General features: G+C 54.3%; 18 protein-coding genes and 3 tRNA genes. 14 read left to right on the top strand and 7 right to left on the bottom strand.

All coding sequences use genetic code 11. The features are described 5' to 3' along the window. Positions 1-46 precede the first annotated feature (46 nt). From NXT09_RS08665 to NXT09_RS08655, 3 genes are all read right to left on the bottom strand, one after another. Positions 47-526, bottom strand: coding sequence for a discoidin domain-containing protein (locus tag NXT09_RS08665; protein ID WP_010279759.1), 480 nt, complete (start codon positions 524-526; stop codon positions 47-49). A 202-nt stretch (positions 527-728) separates the two neighbouring features. Continuing rightward, positions 729-1,172: a ribosomal protein S18-alanine N-acetyltransferase gene (gene rimI / locus NXT09_RS08660; protein ID WP_014914153.1), complete on the bottom strand. Its 444-nt coding sequence runs from the start codon at positions 1,170-1,172 to the stop codon at positions 729-731. Continuing rightward, a complete protein-coding gene (locus tag NXT09_RS08655) occupies positions 1,141-1,554 on the bottom strand; it encodes a DNA polymerase III subunit psi (protein ID WP_109410739.1) in 414 nt (137 codons plus the stop codon). Before NXT09_RS08655 ends, rimI begins: the two co-directional genes overlap by 32 nt. A 159-nt stretch (positions 1,555-1,713) precedes the next feature. Here NXT09_RS08655 and rsmC point away from each other — a divergent pair, with 159 nt between their 5' ends. Then, the gene (gene rsmC, locus NXT09_RS08650; RefSeq protein WP_205553553.1) at positions 1,714-2,763 is read left to right on the top strand and encodes a 16S rRNA (guanine(1207)-N(2))-methyltransferase RsmC; all 1,050 of its coding nucleotides are present in this window, start codon (positions 1,714-1,716) and stop codon (positions 2,761-2,763) included. A gap of 15 nt (positions 2,764-2,778) precedes the next feature. Here the strand turns inward: rsmC and NXT09_RS08645 are convergent, their stop codons facing one another. Then, positions 2,779-3,771 carry an aldo/keto reductase gene (locus tag NXT09_RS08645; RefSeq protein WP_268579427.1) on the bottom strand — a complete coding sequence of 331 codons (993 nt, stop codon included), beginning with the start codon at positions 3,769-3,771 and terminating at the stop codon, positions 2,779-2,781. 113 nt (positions 3,772-3,884) lie between these two features. Here NXT09_RS08645 and NXT09_RS08640 point away from each other — a divergent pair, with 113 nt between their 5' ends. The 4 genes from NXT09_RS08640 (at position 3,885) to NXT09_RS08625 (ending at position 5,261) form a co-directional block, all read left to right on the top strand. Beyond that, on the top strand, positions 3,885-4,790 hold the full coding sequence (locus tag NXT09_RS08640; protein ID WP_268579426.1) for a LysR family transcriptional regulator: 906 nt from the start codon (positions 3,885-3,887) through the stop codon (positions 4,788-4,790). Positions 4,791-4,893: 103 nt separating this feature from the next. Beyond that, positions 4,894-4,980: transfer RNA gene (locus NXT09_RS08635), tRNA-Leu, on the top strand. 64 nt (positions 4,981-5,044) lie between these two features. Next, positions 5,045-5,131, top strand: a tRNA-Leu gene (locus NXT09_RS08630). A 43-nt stretch (positions 5,132-5,174) separates the two neighbouring features. Further along, a tRNA-Leu gene (locus tag NXT09_RS08625) sits at positions 5,175-5,261 on the top strand. 146 nt (positions 5,262-5,407) lie between these two features. On the opposite strand, the gene NXT09_RS08620 is transcribed toward NXT09_RS08625, so the two are convergent. Continuing rightward, on the bottom strand, positions 5,408-5,698 hold the full coding sequence (locus tag NXT09_RS08620; RefSeq protein ID WP_029369019.1) for a DUF1435 domain-containing protein: 291 nt from the start codon (positions 5,696-5,698) through the stop codon (positions 5,408-5,410). Positions 5,699-5,804: 106 nt separating this feature from the next. After that, positions 5,805-6,707: a LysR family transcriptional regulator gene (locus NXT09_RS08615; RefSeq protein ID WP_268579425.1), complete on the bottom strand. Its 903-nt coding sequence runs from the start codon at positions 6,705-6,707 to the stop codon at positions 5,805-5,807. A gap of 129 nt (positions 6,708-6,836) precedes the next feature. Here NXT09_RS08615 and budA point away from each other — a divergent pair, with 129 nt between their 5' ends. The 3 genes from budA (at position 6,837) to NXT09_RS08600 (ending at position 10,920) form a co-directional block, all read left to right on the top strand. Next, entirely contained in the window at positions 6,837-7,619 is a 783-nt protein-coding gene (budA, locus tag NXT09_RS08610; RefSeq protein ID WP_205553524.1) for an acetolactate decarboxylase, read from the top strand. A gap of 21 nt (positions 7,620-7,640) precedes the next feature. Continuing rightward, positions 7,641-9,320 (top strand): acetolactate synthase AlsS, encoded by a 1,680-nt coding sequence (gene alsS / locus NXT09_RS08605; RefSeq protein ID WP_226300499.1) that lies wholly within the window; start codon positions 7,641-7,643, stop codon positions 9,318-9,320. Between the two features lie 133 nt (positions 9,321-9,453). Further along, positions 9,454-10,920 carry an alpha/beta hydrolase gene (locus NXT09_RS08600; RefSeq protein WP_205553520.1) on the top strand — a complete coding sequence of 489 codons (1,467 nt, stop codon included), beginning with the start codon at positions 9,454-9,456 and terminating at the stop codon, positions 10,918-10,920. A 44-nt stretch (positions 10,921-10,964) separates the two neighbouring features. Here NXT09_RS08600 and fucO read toward each other — a convergent pair whose 3' ends face one another. Then, positions 10,965-12,116 (bottom strand): lactaldehyde reductase, encoded by a 1,152-nt coding sequence (fucO, locus tag NXT09_RS08595; protein WP_268579629.1) that lies wholly within the window; start codon positions 12,114-12,116, stop codon positions 10,965-10,967. Between the two features lie 559 nt (positions 12,117-12,675). Here fucO and gcvT point away from each other — a divergent pair. The 6 genes from gcvT to NXT09_RS08565 all read left to right on the top strand — a co-directional run bounded on the left by gcvT (position 12,676) and on the right by NXT09_RS08565 (position 19,811). Beyond that, the gene (gene gcvT, locus NXT09_RS08590) at positions 12,676-13,791 is read left to right on the top strand and encodes a glycine cleavage system aminomethyltransferase GcvT (RefSeq protein WP_268579424.1); all 1,116 of its coding nucleotides are present in this window, start codon (positions 12,676-12,678) and stop codon (positions 13,789-13,791) included. A gap of 59 nt (positions 13,792-13,850) precedes the next feature. Then, a complete protein-coding gene (gcvH, locus tag NXT09_RS08585) occupies positions 13,851-14,243 on the top strand; it encodes a glycine cleavage system protein GcvH (RefSeq protein ID WP_205553516.1) in 393 nt (130 codons plus the stop codon). Between the two features lie 118 nt (positions 14,244-14,361). Beyond that, positions 14,362-17,235, top strand: a complete 2,874-nt coding sequence (gcvP, locus tag NXT09_RS08580; RefSeq protein WP_268579423.1) for an aminomethyl-transferring glycine dehydrogenase — start codon at positions 14,362-14,364, stop codon at positions 17,233-17,235. Between the two features lie 144 nt (positions 17,236-17,379). Continuing rightward, positions 17,380-17,850, top strand: a complete 471-nt coding sequence (locus NXT09_RS08575) for a GNAT family N-acetyltransferase (protein WP_268579422.1) — start codon at positions 17,380-17,382, stop codon at positions 17,848-17,850. A 178-nt stretch (positions 17,851-18,028) separates the two neighbouring features. Next, complete coding sequence (locus NXT09_RS08570) at positions 18,029-18,901, top strand: carbohydrate ABC transporter permease (protein WP_109410754.1); 873 nt, start codon at positions 18,029-18,031, stop codon at positions 18,899-18,901. After that, positions 18,891-19,811, top strand: coding sequence for a carbohydrate ABC transporter permease (locus NXT09_RS08565; RefSeq protein WP_240584524.1), 921 nt, complete (start codon positions 18,891-18,893; stop codon positions 19,809-19,811). Before NXT09_RS08570 ends, NXT09_RS08565 begins: the two co-directional genes overlap by 11 nt. Positions 19,812-19,818 lie beyond the last annotated feature (7 nt).

Here is a 19,818-nt window from a genome sequence, read left to right as displayed (position 1 = left end):
CTTAACTGACCAGCATGAGACCTAAGCTCCAGGTCATCCCAACACGTTACTTAATGGCCTGAGCCGGAACCTGTGCAGCGCTGTTAAAGCTGATCTCGTTGATGGCGCTCCATTTGTTCACATCGGTGCCAAACGTATCCAGCTTGAAGAATTTCGCTTTAACGGCAGGGAAGGTGAATTTTTCACCGTCTTTGGCGTTGTTGGATGTGACCAGATTGTCGGCCAGTTTTTGCCAGGTTTTCCCGTCGGTGGAGTAGGACACGGAGAACTTCAGTTTGCGCTCGTCCGCTTTGAAAGGAACCAGAACAAAGTTCTCAACCGACTGTTCTTTATCCAGTTCTAACTGAACCCAGCTCTCACCATTTGCCGCCCAGCGGGTTTTTACGTCGCCATCGGCAATGTTGGCAGGTTTGTGACCCTTGTCTGAATCATAAGCGGAAGCTGTCACCGCCGTTACTTGTACCGCGTAAGCGGAAAGAGAGAATAAGCCGCACAGGAGCGTCGTAGCCAGAGTGTATTTTTTCATATTATTCCTCGTAGATAACGGATAAACCATACATGCCTGCAAACCAGAAACATGAAATGGAATCGCATTGTGATAAAAAAGAAACGAGGTTTTATTTATGGTGATCACGTTGCGGGGATTTTTCTGGCAGGAAAAAAGGCAGAGCGGGACGGGGCGCACATTTATGGCACTCTCCTTGTGGCGAGTGCCGTAGATAAAGGTGTTAGCCGAGCGGCAGCGCCATGAGAATGGCGTCTTCCCGGCCTTGTGCCGTGGGGTAATAATCCCGGCGCACGGAGACTTCGTTAAACCCCAGACTTTCATACAGCGCGATGGCTCGCGCGTTTGACTCGCGGACTTCCAGCCATAGCGTCAGAATTCCGCGCCGCTCCATTTCGTCGATCAGGTGTTCCAATAGCTGGCGGCCCAATCCCTGACGCTGATGATCGGGATGCACCGCGATATTGAATAACGTCGCTTCATCCAGCACGACCTGCGTGATGGCATACGCGGCAAGCTGTCCGTCATGTTCCAGTTTCAGGTTGAAATAACGCTCACCCTGATTGCTGATAAACGTCTTTTCCGACCAGGGAAAGGCGTGGCTGACTTGTTCAATTTTAAAGGCTTGTGCCAGGTCAGCTGGCGTCAGGGAAGATATCGTGTTCATGTTCACAGATCTGTTGCCACAGCGCCCGTTTGGCGTCGGCATTTTGATAAAGTTCGGAAAGCAGAGGGCTGGAAAGCTGAACGCCCTGTAGCGCAATGGGTTCCGCGATGCCCAACCGCCAGCTGTGGCAGCGTGCATCGGCGGGCAGCATTTCGATCTGCTGTGGCGTCAGGCGATAGGCTTGCGCAGGCGTGAGCGCCAGACTGTGTAGCACGTCGGTTAGCAGCGGTTCATCATCGGCCAGCGGCTCGGCGGAGACGATCACCAGACGCACCTGTTCGGGCAGACTGACGGCGATTTCGCCTTGCAGCACCGTCGGGCGACGCAGTGTCCACTGCGTAATCCCCAGTTGCTGTAGCAGCCTGTCACGTCTTGATTCCATGCGTTATCCTGTCTGGCGTGCGAGAAAATGATTCGCGCCTATGCTAACAAACCCCGTCAGACTGCGCCAACGTCGGTGCGGTTATTTCCTCTCCGCTCTGCAACTTCGGGGACGAAGCGTATATAATCCCCCGCTCAATGATTAAGGAGCCGTAGCCCGATGTCCGCATTAACCCCCGCCAGTGAAGTCATACTGCGCCATAGTGACGAATTTCTTTCACGCCGAGTTCTGTTTGCCGGTGATTTGCAGGATACCCTGCCCGCTCAATTTGAGGCGGCGTCGGTGCGTGTCCATTGCAACCAATATCACCACTGGCAACAGATGGCAAAGCCACTTGGGGATAATGCTCAATATGGTCTGGTTGCGGATGCGGCGCTGGTGGCGGATAGCGACACGCTGATTTATTACTGGCCGAAGAGCAAACAGGAAGCCGAATTCCAATTGCGTAACCTGCTGTCCCTGATGCCGATCGGCGCGGAAATCTTCGTTGTTGGGGAAAACCGCAGCGGCGTGCGCAGTGCTGAACCCGTGCTGTCTGACTTCGTTGAGCTGGCAAAAATCGACAGCGCACGTCGCTGTGGGCTTTACCACGGTCGGATTGACAAGCAGGCCAGCTTTACGCTGGATGACTGGTGGGACGAGTATGTGACGGACGGTGTGACCGTCAAAACGCTTCCGGGCGTCTTCAGTCGTGATGACCTGGATCCGGGTAGCCGACTGCTGCTGTCTACGTTTGAGCCGCACATGAAAGGCAAAGTGCTGGATATCGCCTGTGGTGCAGGCGTGCTGGCATCGGTGCTGGCGAAACAGTCGCCGAAAATCCGCCTGACGCTGAGCGATGTCAGCGCAGCCGCTGTCGAATCCAGCAAGGCAACGCTGGCAGCGAATGCGTTAGAAGGCAACGTGATTGCGAGTAACGTTTATTCAGACATCGACGGTCGCTTCGATATGATCGTGTCTAATCCGCCATTCCATGATGGCTTGCAGACTAGCCTGCAAGCCGCGGAAATGCTGATTCGTGGTGCGGTGACCCATTTACCGATTGGCGGACAGTTACGCATTGTCGCTAACGCCTTCCTGCCTTATCCGGCGCTGTTAGATGCCGCCTTTGGTAGCCATGAAGTGCTGGCGCAGACCGGACGCTTTAAGGTGTATCAAGCCACCGTGGGTCGTCCGCCGCGCACAGCCAGTAAAGGTCGCCGTCGGTAATTACGGATACTTCATCTACTGATTTAGTGCCGCCATGCTCTCCTTGCCGTAGCGTTCGCCTGCTGCGGCATCGGGCGGGAAGATGGCATCAATGGCGGCCAGTTCCTCTTTCGTCAGCGTGACATCCAGCGCCGCGACGTTCTCTTCCAGATAGCGGCGGCGTTTAGTGCCTGGAATCGGCACGATATGTTCACCCTGTGCCAATACCCACGCCAGCGCCAGCTGTGATGGCGTAACCTGTTTTTCCTGCGCCAGTTGGTTAATTTTCTCTACCAGTTGCAGATTCTTGCCGAAATTTTCCCCCGAGAAGCGTGGATTGGTACGACGGAAATCGTCGGCAGCCAGATCGTCCGGGCTGCGAATCGCGCCAGTCAGGAAACCACGCCCTAGCGGGCTGTAAGGCACGAACCCGATACCCAGACGCTCACAGGCAGGCAGAATCTCGGCCTCCATATCGCGGGTCCACAGTGAGTATTCGCTCTGTAACGCAGTAATAGGGTGTACGCGATGCGCACGTTCCAGCGTGGTGGCGGAGGCTTCACTCAGGCCGATGTAGCGAATCTTGCCTTCCTGAACCAGTTCGGCCAGCGTGCCGACCGTCTCTTCAATGGGAACGGTTGGATCAATGCGATGCTGATAGTAAAGATCGATAACGTCGGTGCCGAGTCGCGTCAGGCTGCCTTCCACCGCGCGGCGGATGTAGTCCGGTTTACCGCAGACGCCGCGTGCATTGGGGTTTGCCGGATCGCGGATGATGCCGAACTTGGTCGCCAGGAAGACCTGCTCACGCTTGCCTTTTATCGCTTTGCCGAGCAGCAGCTCGTTGGTGTGGGGGCCATACATGTCGGCGGTATCCAGCAGCGTGACGCCCAGTTCCAGTGCGCGATGCAACGTGGCAATGGATTCTTTTTCATCCTGCGCCGTGGAATAGAAATCACTCATTCCCATGCAGCCCAGCCCAATAGCGGAAACCTGCGGGCCGTTCGCGCCTAATTTGCGTTGTTGCATTGTCATCTTCCTCATCTCGTTGGCAGTGAAAGCAGTCTGGTTGTTTATCCAACAAAGATAAATACCGCTTTTTATGCAACACTATTCAAAAATAACCAACAATGGTGGCGGCGATGGATCACATTCAGGCGATGCGGGTTTTTGTGCGTATTGTCGAACTGGGCAGCTTCAGCCGCGCGGCGGAGCGACTGACGTTGCCACGCGCGACGGTGAGCAACACCATCAAACAGCTTGAAGCACGGTTGGGGGTTCGTTTGCTGCAACGTACGACCCGTCAGGTGCAGATCACCGATGAAGGGCGCGTTTATTATGAACGCTGCCTGCAATTGCTTGCGGAAATTGAAGAGATCGACACGCTGTTCACGCAGCAAAAGCAGCAGCCGGTGGGCAAAGTGCGGGTGGATATGCCGCATTCGCTGGCGCGGGAAATCGTCGTTCCGGCGCTGGGCGAGTTCTACGCGCGCTATCCGCAGGTGACGCTGATGCTGAGCGCCAACGATGCGGCGATTAATGTGCTGCGTGAAGGCGTTGATTGTGTGCTGCGTGCCTGGCAGACGGACGACGAAACGCTGGCGACCCGCCATTTGCCGTCAATGCCGCAGATTACCTGTGCGTCGGCCGACTATCTGGCGCGATACGGCGTGCCGCGTTCGCTCGATGAGCTATCGGGGCATCAGATGATCGGCTATTTCTCTTTGCGTACTGAACACCGTTATCCGCTGGAATTCATGTCGGGCGATGAGTGCATTACGCGTATGTTGCCCGGTGCATTGCAGGTTAACGGCACCGATGCCTACATCGCCAGCGCGCGTGCCGGACTGGGGATTATTCAGGCGCCGCGTCGTGGCCTGCGCCCGTTTCTGGAAAGTGGAGAACTGGTGGAGATCCTGCCGGAAATGCCGCCGCCTGCGATGCCGCTTTACGTGATGTATGCGCCCGGTCGTTTTCTCGCGCCACGGATTCGGGTGTTTATAGAATGGCTCGATGAGCTCTTTACACGCAACGCCGCAGCGAGATGATGATTTTTGCAGCAAACCCCGCATTCCAGAGGAAATAATCATTGACGTGAACGCGAAAACCTCTAGAATTCGCCCCCGTAGTGATATTGCGTAAAGCAGTGTTGCGAAGGTGGCGGAATTGGTAGACGCGCTAGCTTCAGGTGTTAGTGTTCTTACGGACGTGAGGGTTCAAGTCCCTCTCTTCGCACCAACATCACTACAACGGTTCTGGTTTGTCGAACCGAAGCAGTAAATCAATATTACATGAAAAAGTTGCGAAGGTGGCGGAATTGGTAGACGCGCTAGCTTCAGGTGTTAGTGTTCTTACGGACGTGAGGGTTCAAGTCCCTCTCTTCGCACCATGTCGTGATAGATTTACCGTATAAGACAAACAACGTTCTCAGTGCGAAGGTGGCGGAATTGGTAGACGCGCTAGCTTCAGGTGTTAGTGTCCTTACGGACGTGAGGGTTCAAGTCCCTCTCTTCGCACCACAGACTTGCTCTGTACTCCCCTGATTTTATTCCCTATTTGTTCTCTTTTATCCCGTTTCTGGCTTTTCTATACCTGTTCGTTGTTCGAAATTCTGATTCTTTGCATCTTGCCACGTCTACTTATCCATTTACTGATCAACGTACATTTACAGCGTCGTCAGGTTAAACGTGACGGACAACGCCGCCAAACCGCCAGCCAGTGCAATGCAGGATGGCAGCAGTAAATAGTGGCGTAAGCGTTGATGGAACAGCATGACAAGCGTCGCTAGCAGGGCGATGGCGATAATCACTTTCAGATGTGTCAGATTCAGGTTGAGCAGTGCCAATAGCGGCATGATGGCACAAGGCAGCAGTACGCCCCACGCACTAGACAGATGCTTCCCCATACACCAACTCACACCCCATAGCCCGCAGGCTGTGATCATTGCTGTCAGCATTTTTCCACCCGTCAAAAATGATAATGATAACTAATATCATATAAGAATTTATATCAATTACTAGCTTTTTGACGAGCAGATTGTTGGAATTTTCTACCTAGGCGCGTTAATCGGGATGCTGAGTGCTTAAATGCTGGCGTATCAGGTGGATCATATTCATGATAGCGGGCGATCGTTCATGTTTGCGCCAGATAGCCGCAATTTGTGTATGGATTTCGGGCATGCCGATATCATGATAGGTCACATTATCCGCCTTAATACAGGCGAGAGACTCCGGCACAAGCGTGATGCCGAAGCCCGCGGCCACCATCCCGACGGTGGCCGTTAACTGTGGAGCAAATGGGCTGGGTCTAGGGCCATAGCCTGATAGATAGCAGGTGCGGATAATCATATCGTGCAGCCCCGGGCACACCTCGCGCGGGAAAATAATCAGCGGTTCCTGACGCAGCTCGCTAAGCGAGACCTGCGCTTTATGGCTAAGCGTATGCCCGGCAGGTAGCACTAGTTTCATCGGCTCTTCAGCCAAAATTTCCCCGTTAATGTCATCACTAAGATCACAGGGTAGGCGCAGAAATGCGATGTCGATATTGCGTTCTTGCAGCGCCGTGATGAGCGCTGCTGGATTTTCTTCCTTTGGTAGAGGCTGAACGTGTGGATACTGCTGACAGTAGCGATGCAGCAGCGCAAGCACGGTCGGGTGGAACATGGCCGACGGTGAAAACCCTACGTTCAGGCTCCCTTTTTCGCCTCGCGCAATGCTTCTGGTTCGCGCGATTGCCGAATCGGTCAACTGCAAAATCTGGCGTGCGTCCTCATACAGCGCCTGTCCCGCTTCCGTCATTTCTACGCCGCGCGTCAGTCGCTTGAACAGCGGTGTACCGATCTCCTGCTCGAATTTTTTGATCTGTTGGCTGAGTGGTGGCTGTGACATCCCGAGATTTTCCGCTGCACGCGTGAAATGCTTAGCCTGTGCAACAGCGACAAAGTAGCGCAGATAACGTAGCTCCATTTACGTGACTCCATATGTATCCGATCTTGAAATGACCTTAATTGCATATTGGAATTTTGTCCTCTTCCACGTCAATCTTTATCTAAATATTAGTATTGTTTAAGTAATTGGTGCGATGAGAAGGACGGTATGAAAACGAGTGTCAGTGACCAATCCTGTGAAGAAGCCTTTGTTAGCTACGCTTATGACTTTCGTCGACAGCATGCAGACAGCGTTATTTATCAAACCTCATTAATGAGTGGACTAATAAATGGCGTATACGAAGGTAGCCGAACGATGACCGAATTACTGGAACATGGCGACTTTGGATTAGGGACATTTAATAGTTTGGATGGGGAACTGGTTGCCTTGAATAGCCAGATTTTCCAGCTGTTATCCGACGGCAGCGCACGGGCGGCAAAGCCAGAGCAGAAAACGCCGTTCGCGGTGATGACGTTCTTTCGTCCGACAGAAACGATCCGTTTTGATCGCTGGACCTCGCGTGAAGACGTGCATCGTCAGATCGATGAGGTTGTGGGAACGGATAACCTGTTTTGCGCCTTGCGGATTGACGGGAATTTTCGCTGTGTTGAAACTCGTACCGTCCCCCGGCAGTGCCGACCTTATAAACCGATGCAGGAAGCGGTTGAAGGGCAACCAACATTTCATTTTGAACACCGTAGCGGCAGCGTTATTGGTTTTCGTAGTCCAGCTTACACTCAGGGAATTAATGTCGCGGGTTACCACGAACATTTCATTACTGACGATCGCCAAGGCGGCGGACATATTCTGAATTATGACGTCGAACACGGCACGCTGACGTTTGGCGTGATCGCCAAACTGATCATCGATCTGCCTCAGGATCGGGAATTTCTCAATGCCGACCTGTCCTCAGAAAACCTCAACAGCGTCATCAAGTCAGTAGAGAGTTAGTCATTTCATCGGAGTCATGTCATGGAAAAGTCCACCGAACAGCAAAGCTGGAGTAGCGGAGCCGAGCTGATTGTAAAACACCTGGAAGCGCAGGGCGTGAAGCATATTTTTGGTATTCCCGGCGCAAAAATCGATCGCGTGTTTGATGAGCTGGAAGATTCAACGATCCAAACGATCCCCGTACGGCATGAGGCGAACGGCGCGTTTATGGCGGCAGCGATAGGGCGTCTCACGGGGAAAGCGGGGGTGACGCTGGTAACGTCCGGCCCCGGTTGTTCCAACTTGGTCACCGGGCTGGCAACGGCAACCGCAGAAGGTGATGCGGTCGTGGCGCTGGGCGGGGCGGTTAAGCGGGCGGATAAACTTAAGCTGACGCACCAGAGTCTGGACACCGTTAGCCTGTTTCAGCCGGTCAGCAAATTCAGTGCGGAAATCACGGCATCCAGTGCGATTTCTGAAGTGCTGGCGAATGCGTTCCGAGCCGCGGAAAGCGGCCGTCCGGGGGCGGCGTTTGTCAGCTTGCCGCAGGATATCGTCAATGAACCGGTGATTAGCCCGGTGCTGGCTTGCCCACATTTACCGCTGTTAAACGGTGCGCCGCATAGTGATGTTGCCGAAGCGGCCAAGCGGTTGCGGCAGGCTAAAAATCCGGTGTTACTGCTCGGGTTAATGGCTAGCCAGCAGGAAAATGCGCAGGCGCTGCGTCGTTTCCTTCACCATAGCAAACTGCCTGTGACCAGCACGTATCAGGCTGCTGGCGTGATCGATCAGCAGCAGTTCGATCACTTTGCCGGGCGTGTCGGATTATTCAACAATCAGGCTGGCGATAAGCTACTGCAACAGGCGGACGTGATCGTGACCGTGGGTTACAGCCCGATTGAGTACGATCCGGTGTTATGGAATAGCGGTAAGGCGACACTGATCCACATCGATGTGCTGCGGGCGGAGATCGACAGTGCGTATCGTCCCGATATTGAGCTGCTGGGGAATATCGCGATGACGGTGGACACGCTGAATACCTGTATCAGCGAGCCGTTTATCTTGTCTGCTGATACACGGCTCGTATTGGAGGATCGCCAGCGCCAGCGTCACGATCTCAGTACGCGCGCGATCGACATGGCTGGATTTGCGATCCACCCTCTGCGTCTGGTGCGGGCGATGCAGGATATCGTGAATGAGGATGTCACGCTGTGTGTAGATATGGGGAGTTTCCACATCTGGCTGGCGCGTTACCTGTATAGCTTCCGTGCACGACAGATTCTGATGACCAACGGCCAGCAGACGATGGGGGTTGCGCTACCGTGGGCAATTGCTGCATCGCTGGTGCAGCCCGGCAAAAAAGTGGTGTCCGTCTCCGGCGACGGTGGGTTTATGCAGTCCAGTATGGAGCTGGAAACGGCGGTGCGCCTGAAAAGCAATCTTCTGCATATCATCTGGGTGGATAACGGCTACAACATGGTAGAAATCCAGCAACTGCACAAATACCACCGTCCGGCGGGCGTGTCGTTTGGGCCGATTGACTTCAAAGCGTATGCGGAAGCATTCGGTGCGAAAGGGTTTGCCGTTGAATCCGCGGATGAACTGGTTAGCAAACTCCGTCAGGCGATGGACGTTGACGGTCCCGCTGTTATTGCGATCCCCGTTGATTATTCCGACAACCATTGGCTGATGGAGAATCTGAATATTAGTGTGCTGATCTGATAGTGCAGGTAATCACCCGCCCGTGTGGTATCGGGCGGGAGTGTGTCGTATTTCCCTAAATAATACTGTGTGTCTGCATGATTTTCTTTAGAATCATCTGCATCGCTACACGGTAACGGTAAGGGAAACGAGCATGCTAATGAAATCAGCCCGGCGCATTGTCAGACGTGGGCTCATTGTGATTGGGGTGATCGCGATGACGCTGCTGGTTATTCGCGTTTATGATACGCAAAGCGGGCCGCCGCTTGCACCCTGGCATACCTATGTGCCGGATGAACTGTCCGCTGATGAATTGGATAAAAGCGATTGGACTGCGTATGTAAAGCAGGAAGCACTCATCTTCCAGCAAGTGAATCAGCACGTCACGCAGGAACTGGACGAAGATGAACAGCGTCCGGTCAACCGCTATTTTTCGGGTAGCCCGGTTTATCCTGGGAAATTTCAACATGACTGGAATCGTTCCTATGAACTGTCGCCGGAAGGGGAACTGAAAGGCGCGGTAGTGATGTTGCACGGCCTGACCGACTCCCCCTACAGCTTGCGACATGTTGCGGAGCGTTATCGCCAACGTGGTTTTTTCGTGGTCGGGATTCGTTTACCTGCCCACGGGACGGTGCCGGGGGCGCTGACCGATGTGGAATGGGAAGATTGGCTAGCGGCTACGAGGCTTGCTGTGCGTGAAGCGACGTCACACCTGACGGTGCAACAGGGCCAAAGGCTGCCGCTACATATTGTCGGCTTTTCCAACGGCGGTGCGCTGGCGCTGAAGTACGCACTGGATGCGTTAGATAATCCCGCGCTGGTGCGCCCTGACCAGCTCATCCTCATTTCCCCGATGATCGGTATTACCAGCTATGCGCGCTTTGCGGGACTGGCTGGGTTACCCGCGATCTTTCCCGCCTTTGCCAAATCTGCCTGGCTGGGTATTTTGCCGGAATTTAATCCCTTCAAATACAATTCATTTCCGGTAAATGGTGCTCGCCAATCCTGGCTGTTGACGCATGAACTTCAGAGTCAGCTAAGCCGTAAAGCGCAGGCGAGCACGTTGGTCAATCTGCCGCCGGTGCTGACGTTCCAGTCGGTGATGGATTTCACCGTTAGTACGCGTGCCGTTATTACGGCGTTCTATAATTTGTTGCCTGCTAACGGCAGTCAGCTGGTACTCTTTGATGTAAACCGTACCGTTAATTTTGGCCCGCTTCTGCGTGAGTCAACGAATGGTGCTGTCAGCCAACTGCTACCTGCCGCTCCACGCCATTACGATACAACGGTGATATCCAACGCTGCCCCGCATAGTTCGCGTGCCGTAGCGTTTGACGTCGCCGCGGGGACGACGCAAGAACAGACGCGCGAGCTGGGAATGGATTATCCATCTGACGTGTATTCACTATCGCATGTCGCGCTGCCGTTCCCGGATTCAGATTCGCTGTATGGCCGTTTCTCACAGAACCCTACCGAGTTTGGCTTGCCGCTGGGAAAAATTACCCCAAGAGGAGAACGTGCTGCGCTGGTGGTCGATCTGGATACGCTGCTGCGACTGTCATCGAATCCGTTTTATCCCTACTTGATCCAACGTATTGAAGAGAAAATTCCACGATAGTGAACGGCCACCCGCGGGATATCGCGGGTGGCATTGAGATATTCTCAATAAATAGATCGATACAGCGCTTTAATCTCATCGATATTCGTATCGCGCGGGTTGCCGCCGGTGCAGACGTCGTCAAAGGCGGCCTGCGCCAGTGCTGGAATATCCTCTTCCCTTACTCCGACATCACGCAGTCTCGGTGGAATATCCACGTCGTGGGAAAGCTGCCGCACGGCGTTAATCGCGGCTTCTCGCGCTTGAGCAATCGACATCTCTGCCGCGCCTTTTACTCCCATTGCCGCAGCGATGTCTCGGAATTTTTCACCGGTATAATCCGCGTTGTAGGCCATGATATGCGGCAACAGGATCGCGTTAGCAACGCCGTGTGGCGTGTTGTAAAACGCGCCAAGCGGGTGCGCCATACCGTGTACCAGCCCAAGCCCGACGTTCGAGAATCCCATGCCAGCGATGTATTGCCCCAGCGCCATCTCTTCCACGCCTTTTGGTTTCCCGGCGACGGAATCGCGCAGTGAGCGGCTGATAATCTCAATGGCCTTCAGATGCAGCGTATCGGTCAGTTCCCAGGCGGCTTTGGTGGTGAAGCCTTCAATGGCGTGCGTCAGGGCGTCAATCCCCGTAGCGGCTTTCAGCGAGGCAGGCATGCTCATCATCATGTCGGGATCGACGATGGCGACAATCGGTATATCGTGCGGATCGACGCACACGAATTTGCGGCGTTTTTCTTCATCTGTGATGACATAGTTGATGGTGACTTCTGCGGCTGTGCCGGAGGTGGTCGGGATCGCGATAATCGGGACTGCAGGGCGTCGGGTGGCTGCAACGCCTTCCAGACTGCGGACATCGGCGAATTCAGGGTTATTGATAATAATCCCGATAGCCTTACAGGTATCCTGCGGTGAGCCTCCGCCAACCGCGATCAGATAATCGGCCTGTGATGCCTTGAAGCGCTCGACGCCTCTTTCCACCACGGTGATGGTTGGATTGGGAATCACTTCATCGTAGATATCGTAGGGTAATCCTGCCGCATCCAGTTTCGCCGTGACGTTGGTCACGACGCCAAATTTAACCAAATCCTTGTCCGTCACCAGCAGCGCTTTTTTGAACCCCCGCCGCTTCACTTCATTGACGATGTGCGCAATCGCGCCCGTGCCAAAGTAGGACGTTTCGTTAAGGATCATTCTGTTAGCCATCATCTATCTCCTAATCACGTTTGATTTTGATAAAGCGAAAAATACATGTCGCGCAATTCCTTGCTATTAGTGTGGGATAAGTCAGTTCTCAGCGCCTTCCGTCAGGTGCCATGTCATTTTGTTCGCTGGCACTGAGGTAAAGACGCCTGAGAAGCGGTTCACAGAATCGTGATGATGGCGGAAGGGAGGGCGTCAGGTTGGGAGTCGTTGTTGGGTTTTGATTGAAAAAATCTAATTTAGGTTTGTTTTTATCATTATATTATCTAATCCGAATGGCATTTTCAGTTGGGTGTCAATGCCTGCGTTAGCCAGTTTTAATGTCATTAATCTGTGGTTTTCGCTGATTTAAATAATTTACGTGCTTATTTTTGTTAATTACTAAGAATATTACGCTACTTTGTTTTTTGTGGACGATTCGACTTTCTTTGTCTTCTATATAATTTATCTTATGTCTGAGAGAGTGGTTTAACCTGCGCGTCGGTGGTAAGTTCAGTCATAAGATATCGTTTGCGCAGTGTGTTTTATCGCCTGAACGCCATGCGCTGAAGAGGGATGAAGAATGGCAAAGCAGACCCCGTTGTACCAACAACATCTGGCCGATGGCGCCAAAATGGTGGATTTTCACGGCTGGATGATGCCGCTGCATTACGGTTCCCAACTGGATGAGCACCACATTGTGCGTCGGGAAGCCGGCATTTTTGATGTCTCCCACATGACCATCGTCGATTTGCACGGTGTGAGAACGCGTGAATTCCTGCGCTATCTGCTGGCGAATGATGTCGCCAAACTCACACAGCCGGGCAAAGCGCTTTATAGCGGCATGCTGAATGCCTCCGGCGGTGTCATCGACGATCTGATCGTTTATTTTCTCACGGAAGACAATTTCCGACTGGTTGTGAACTCTGCGACCCGTGAAAAAGATCTCGCTTGGATCGGGCAGCACGCTGCACCGTTCGGGGTTGAACTCCGCGAGCGCGACGATCTGGCGCTGGTCGCGGTGCAAGGTCCGCAGGCGCAGGAAAAAGTGCAAGAAATCCTGAAGGCAAAAGGCCTGAGTGATGCCGACGTGGCAGCAGTCGCTGGCATGAAGCCATTTTTTGGCAAGCAGGCGGGCGACTTCTTCGTTGCCACGACGGGTTATACGGGCGAAGCCGGTTATGAAATCGCGCTGCCGAATGAGCAGGTGGTCGATTTCTGGCAACAGCTGCTGGCAGTTGGCGTGAAGCCATGCGGACTGGGCGCACGCGATACGCTGCGGCTGGAAGCGGGGATGAACCTGTACGGTCAGGATATGGATGAAGGCATTTCGCCGCTGGCGGCCAATATGGGCTGGACAATCGCCTGGCAGCCGGAGGATCGCGAGTTTATCGGACGTGAAGCATTAACGCATCAGCGCGAAAAAGGGACCGATCAACTGGTTGGTTTGGTACTGACGGAAAAAGGCTTATTGCGCAATGATTTACCTGTGCGCTTTACTGATAGTGATGGCGTGATGCGAGAAGGGGTCATCACCAGCGGATCGTTCTCGCCAACGCTTGGCGTGAGCATCGCGCTGGCGCGTGTTCCGGTGGGGATTGGTGAGCAGGCGATTGTGCAGATTCGTAACCGCGAACTGCCTGTCCACGTGACCAAACCCGGCTTTGTCCGCGCCGGAAAAGCCATCGTTCAGTATTGAGAGCAGCTTGCCTGTAAAGATAAGCGCACGGGATTAACGACTTTAGGAAAGGGGATGCAATGAGCAACGTACCAGTAGAATTAAAATACACCGCGTCGCACGAATGGGTGCTGCACGAGGGCGACGGTATCTACAGCGTGGGCATTACCGAACACGCGCAGGAGCTTCTGGGTGACATGGTTTTTATCGATTTGCCGGAAGTGGGCACGGTCGTTGCCGCAGGCGATGACTGCGCGGTGGCGGAGTCGGTAAAAGCGGCGTCGGACATTTATGCGCCCATCAGCGGTGAGATCGTGGAAGTGAACGAAGATCTGGAAAGCGCCCCTGAGCTGGTCAACAGCGCGCCTTACACCGATGGCTGGCTGTTCCGCATCAGAATTTCTGATGAGTCTGATTTGGACGAACTGCTTGATGCCGAAGCCTATCAGGCGTCGCTAGAAGAAGACGAGTAGTTATCGCGCCCCCGGTTTTGCTGAACCGGGGGCGTTTTGTTTTATTCGCCCGCGTCGTCTTTCAGCGCGGCAGCGATCACGATTGATGCAAGCACGATTAATGCAGGAAATTACTGTAATGACCCAGACACTCAGTCAACTCGAACATGACGGCGCGTTTATCGAGCGCCATATCGGTCCTTCCGTCAGCCAACAGCAGCACATGCTGTCGGTGGTCGGCGCGACGTCGCTGGATGCGCTGATCCGCCAGATTGTCCCGGTGGACATTCAATTGCCTGGCCCGCCAGCGGTGGGAGAGGCGGTGACGGAACATGAAGCGTTAGCTGAGCTGAAGGCCATTGCAGGACGCAATCAACGTTATAAAAGCTACATCGGCATGGGCTACAGCGCGGTGCTGATGCCGCCAGTGATTTTACGCAACCTGCTGGAAAACCCAGGCTGGTACACCGCCTATACGCCGTATCAGCCGGAAGTCTCTCAGGGGCGTCTTGAAGCGCTGCTGAATTTCCAGCAGGTTACACAGGATTTAACCGGTCTGGATTTGGCCTCCGCCTCGCTGCTGGATGAAGCGACCGCGGCGGCGGAAGCGATGGCGATGGCAAAACGCATCAGCAAACTTAAACAGGCTGAGCGTTTCTTCGTCGCCGACGATGTGCATCCGCAAACGCTGGACGTGGTGCGTACCCGTGCGGAAACTTTCGGTTTTGAGATTGTCATCGGTAAGGCTGAAGAAGCGCTGAAAGACGATGCGGTGTTTGGCGTACTGCTGCAACAGGCGGGGACAACGGGCGAACTGCACGATTACAGCGACCTGATGGCCGCTCTGAAAGCGCGCAAGGTCGTCAGCTGTGTGGCGTCGGACATCATGGCGCTGGTGCTGTTGACCGCACCGGGCAAGCAGGGCGCGGATATCGTCTTCGGTTCCGCACAGCGCTTTGGCGTGCCGATGGGCTACGGTGGGCCACACGCGGCGTTTTTCGCCTGCCGTGATGAACATAAACGTGCGATGCCGGGACGTATCATCGGCGTGTCGCGCGATGCGGCAGGCAATACCGCGCTGCGCATGGCGATGCAGACGCGTGAACAGCACATTCGCCGCGAGAAGGCGAACTCCAATATTTGTACCTCGCAGGTGTTGCTGGCCAACATTGCGGGGATGTACGCGGTATTCCACGGGCCGGAAGGGCTCAAACGTATTGCAGGACGCATTCACCGTCTGACCGATATTCTGGCGGCGGGATTAACGCGGGGCGGGCTGCTGCTGCGCCATCGCAGTTGGTTCGACACCTTGACTATTGAGGTTGCGGACAAAGACGCGGTGCTGAGCCGGGCATTAAGTTTTGGCATCAACTTGCGCAGCGATTTGGCGAGTGCGGTAGGCATCACTCTGGATGAAGCGACCACGCGTGAAGACGTTCTGGCGCTGTTTGCCGTACTGCTAGGCGACGATCACGGGTTGGATATTGACGCGCTTGATGCGGCCATCGGCCAGAAAGCGGCAACGATCCCCGCCGGGCTGGTGCGCCACGACGCGATTCTGTCGCATCCGGTGTTCAACCGCTATCACAGCGAAACCGAGATGATGCGCTACCTGCACCGTCTGGCGCGTAAGGATCTGGCGCTGAATCAGGCGATGATCCCGCTCGGTTCCTGCACCATGAAGCTCAACGCGGCGGCAGAAATGCTGCCGATTACCTGGCCGGAATTTGCCGAGCTGCATCCATTCTGTCCGACGGAACAGGCGCTGGGCTATCGTCAGATGATCGAACAGCTATCAGGTTGGCTGGTGCAACTGACGGGCTATGACGCGATTTGCATGCAGCCCAACTCAGGCGCGCAGGGTGAATACGCGGGGCTGCTGGCGATCCGTCGCTATCATGAAAGCCGCAATGAAGCTGGCCGCAATCTCTGCCTGATTCCTAGCTCCGCCCACGGTACGAACCCGGCATCGGCGCAGATGGCGGGGATGGACGTGGTGGTGGTCGCCTGTGACAAGCAGGGCAATATCGATCTGCACGATCTGCGTGAGAAAGCGCAGGCGGCGGGCGAACAACTTTCCTGCATCATGGTGACCTATCCATCTACTCACGGCGTTTATGAAGAGACGATCCGTGAAGTGTGCCAGATCGTGCATCAATACGGCGGTCAGGTATATCTGGACGGTGCGAACATGAACGCGCAGGTTGGCATCACGACGCCGGGCTACATTGGCGCAGACGTTTCGCACCTGAATTTGCATAAAACTTTCTGTATTCCACACGGCGGTGGCGGACCGGGCATGGGGCCGATTGGCGTGAAAGCGCATCTGGCACCGTTTGTACCGGGTCATCAGGTGGTAAAAATCGAGGGAGTGCTGACGGAACAAGGCGCGGTCTCTGCTGCACCGTTCGGCAGTGCGTCTATTTTGCCGATTAGCTGGATGTACATCCGCATGATGGGCGCGGAAGGGCTGAAACAGGCTAGCCAGATGGCGATCCTGAACGCCAACTACATCGCGACGCGCTTGCAGCAGGCGTATCCGGTGCTCTACACCGGCCGTGACGGTCGTGTGGCGCACGAATGTATTCTGGATATTCGTCCGCTCAAAGAGAGTACGGGTATCAGCGAGATGGATATTGCCAAGCGTCTGATCGACTACGGTTTCCATGCACCGACCATGTCATTCCCGGTAGCGGGCACGCTGATGGTGGAGCCAACGGAATCGGAAAGTCAGGTAGAGATCGATCGCTTTGTTGACGCTATGCTGGCGATCCGTGCCGAAATCAACCGCGTTGCACAGGGCGAATGGCCGCTGGATGACAATCCGCTGGTGAACGCGCCGCACACGCAGGCGGAGCTGGTGGCTGACTGGGCGCATCCGTACAGCCGCGAGCTGGCAGTCTTCCCGGCAGGCAGCGAACACAAATACTGGCCGAGCGTGAAGCGTCTGGACGACGTGTACGGTGACCGTAACCTGTTCTGCTCGTGTGTGCCGATGAGCGATTATGCGTAATTAACCACGATCGTTGAGATGGTTACTGCCAGTGATAGGCGGACACTGAGTTATCGAATTAACGATAGTTTTCAGATACCGCCTTGTATCACCTAATCAGTTAGGCATAAGCAGTGGGTAGGGATAGCCCAAAATGGAGAAAAAATGAAAGTCAGACTTGCAGAACCTGATGAAGCAGAAGAATGTTGGGAGATCAGGAATCAGGCTATCCGCCATGGATGCAAGAGCAGCTATGAAGCGACAGTTATTGCAGCATGGACACCAGAATCCATGCCGGAGGGATACAGGCGAGCTATTGCTACTAACCCATTCTTTGTTGTTGTGGATTTAGATAACAGACCAGTTGCTACAGGCTTTCTCGATATTTCTTCTCGCAGTGTTGAGGCTATTTTTACCTTACCTGAGTATGTTGGGAGAGGGTTGGCTGGAATGATTCTTGACGCTATAAAGAATGAGGCTCGCGAACGTGGTTATGAGCAATTAACATTATCCTCAACCCCTAATGCCCACTCTTTCTATCAAAAGCATGGTTTCCTGTTTCAGCAGGAAAGCTTATATCAATCCACTCTTACTGGGAGTGAGATGCGCTGTATAGATATGGTTTTCAAATTATAGTATTGGCTGCTTTGCGGCTTATATGGCGCTAGCTCATTGTTGTACTGAATTTAACCCCTCAACTTAGCCAACGAATTATTTACTTTCGAAAACAAACTGTCATTAAACTGACGCCCCACTGACACGCTAGCGTTCTAGGGTAAGGCCTCTGTGTTTCACACTGAGCGACCTTTGAGTTATGCGTGCAAAATGCTTTCCCTATCTTGTGCTGTTGCCGACGCTGGTTTTTTTGCTTGCCTTCACCTATTTCCCCCTGTTGCGCTCGGTCATCGACAGCCTGTATGACACCCGGCTGAATGCCGATACGCCGCTGTTTGTCGGGATGGATAATTTTGTACGTCTGGTGCAGGACGCAGTGTTCTGGCAGGCGTTGCTGAACAATGTGCTGTATATCCTGATGACGGTGGTGCCCGGCGTGCTGCTGGCGCTGTTGCTGGCGGTATTGCTGTGGGAAAACACGCGCGTTAACCGCTGGCTGCGTACCGCTTTCTTCTTTCCGATGATTATTCCGCTGGTGAGTGCCGCGACGCTGTGGCTGTTCATCTTTATGCCGGGGCTGGGGCTGCTGGATTACTATCTGGCGAAAGTATTTGGCCCGATGAACAACAACTATCTCGGCATGAGCGACAGCGCGCTGGTGGCGGTGAGCATCATCGGTATCTGGAAATTCGCCGGCTACTACATGCTGTTTTTTCTCGCCGGTCTGCAAGCCGTTTCAGCCTCTGCTCGCGAGGCGGCGCTGATGGAAGGGGCTTCACGGCGTCAGGTGTTTTTCTACGTCACGCTGCCGCTGCTGCGGCCAACCATCGCCTTCGTGGTCACCATCGCCTTTATCTACGCCATTACCCAAATCGACCATGTTGCCGTGATGACGCGCGGCGGGCCGAATAATGCGACGACCGTGCTGCTCTATTACATCCAGGATCTGGCGAATGACACGCACGATCTGGGCAAAGCCTCTGCGGCGACCTTCCTGACGCTGGCGATGCTGTTCGCCTTTTCCATTATGAATCTGAAAGTGCTGGAGAAAGGGGCGCACTATGAACGTTGAAAATCCGAGCGTTGATCGCCCGAATGTTGAGAACCTAAGCGTTGACGTTCGGCATGTTGCTAACCGCAGCGTTGCCAATCGTCATCCGCTGCGCATTACGACGCGGTTCACGCTGCCGCTGCTGCTGATTTGCGCCGCGTTACTGTGGGTCAGCCCGTTTATCTGGATGCTGTCTTCTTCCGTCAGCACCAGCAGCTTTGGCGTGGACATGGCCTCACTGCTGCCGCGTCTCCCACTGACGCTCGATAACTTCCGCGATGCGTGGGACAGCGCCGACTGGTTACGGCTTTACACCAACACGCTGATCTTTGCGGTCGGCACGTTTCTGGTGCAGTTAGTGACGATCACCACCGCGGGCTACATCTTTGCCTATCACGAATTCCGCGGCAAAACGCTGCTGTTCTACCTGCTGTTGATTCAGATGATGATCATGCCCGTCGTCATGATGGTGCCAAACATGATGACGCTCAAACAGCTCGGCCTGCTTAACACTCTGACCGGTGTGATGATGCCGTATTTCGCCTCGGCATTTGGCGTATTCCTGATGCGTCAGGCGTTTCTCAATATCGCCAAAGAGATTGAAGAAGCCGCGTTGATGGAAGGCTGTCGCTGGTGGCAGGTGGTGTTTCACGTCCTGATCCCGATGACCTGGCCGTCGATTCTGGCTTTTGCCACGGTCAGCATTACCTACCACTGGAACGAATATCTCTGGCCGCTGATGGTGCTCAACGACCCTGACAAACAGGTGCTGACCATCGGGCTGGTGTCGTTTGCCATGGGCGCGGAGTCCGGCGGGCAGTGGGGATTGATCTGCGCGGGTACGCTGCTGGTGTGCCTGCCGTTGATGGTGGCTTTTGTGGTGTTCCAGAAGCAGTTCCTGAGCAGTTTCGGCTTCTCGGGCATTAAGTGAATCGCCA

Origin of the sequence: Pectobacterium jejuense (assembly GCF_026800125.1) — a bacterium.
In the GTDB taxonomy this organism is placed as follows: Bacteria; Pseudomonadota; Gammaproteobacteria; order Enterobacterales; family Enterobacteriaceae; genus Pectobacterium; species Pectobacterium jejuense.
This window is presented reverse-complemented; position numbering and strand designations above follow the sequence as displayed.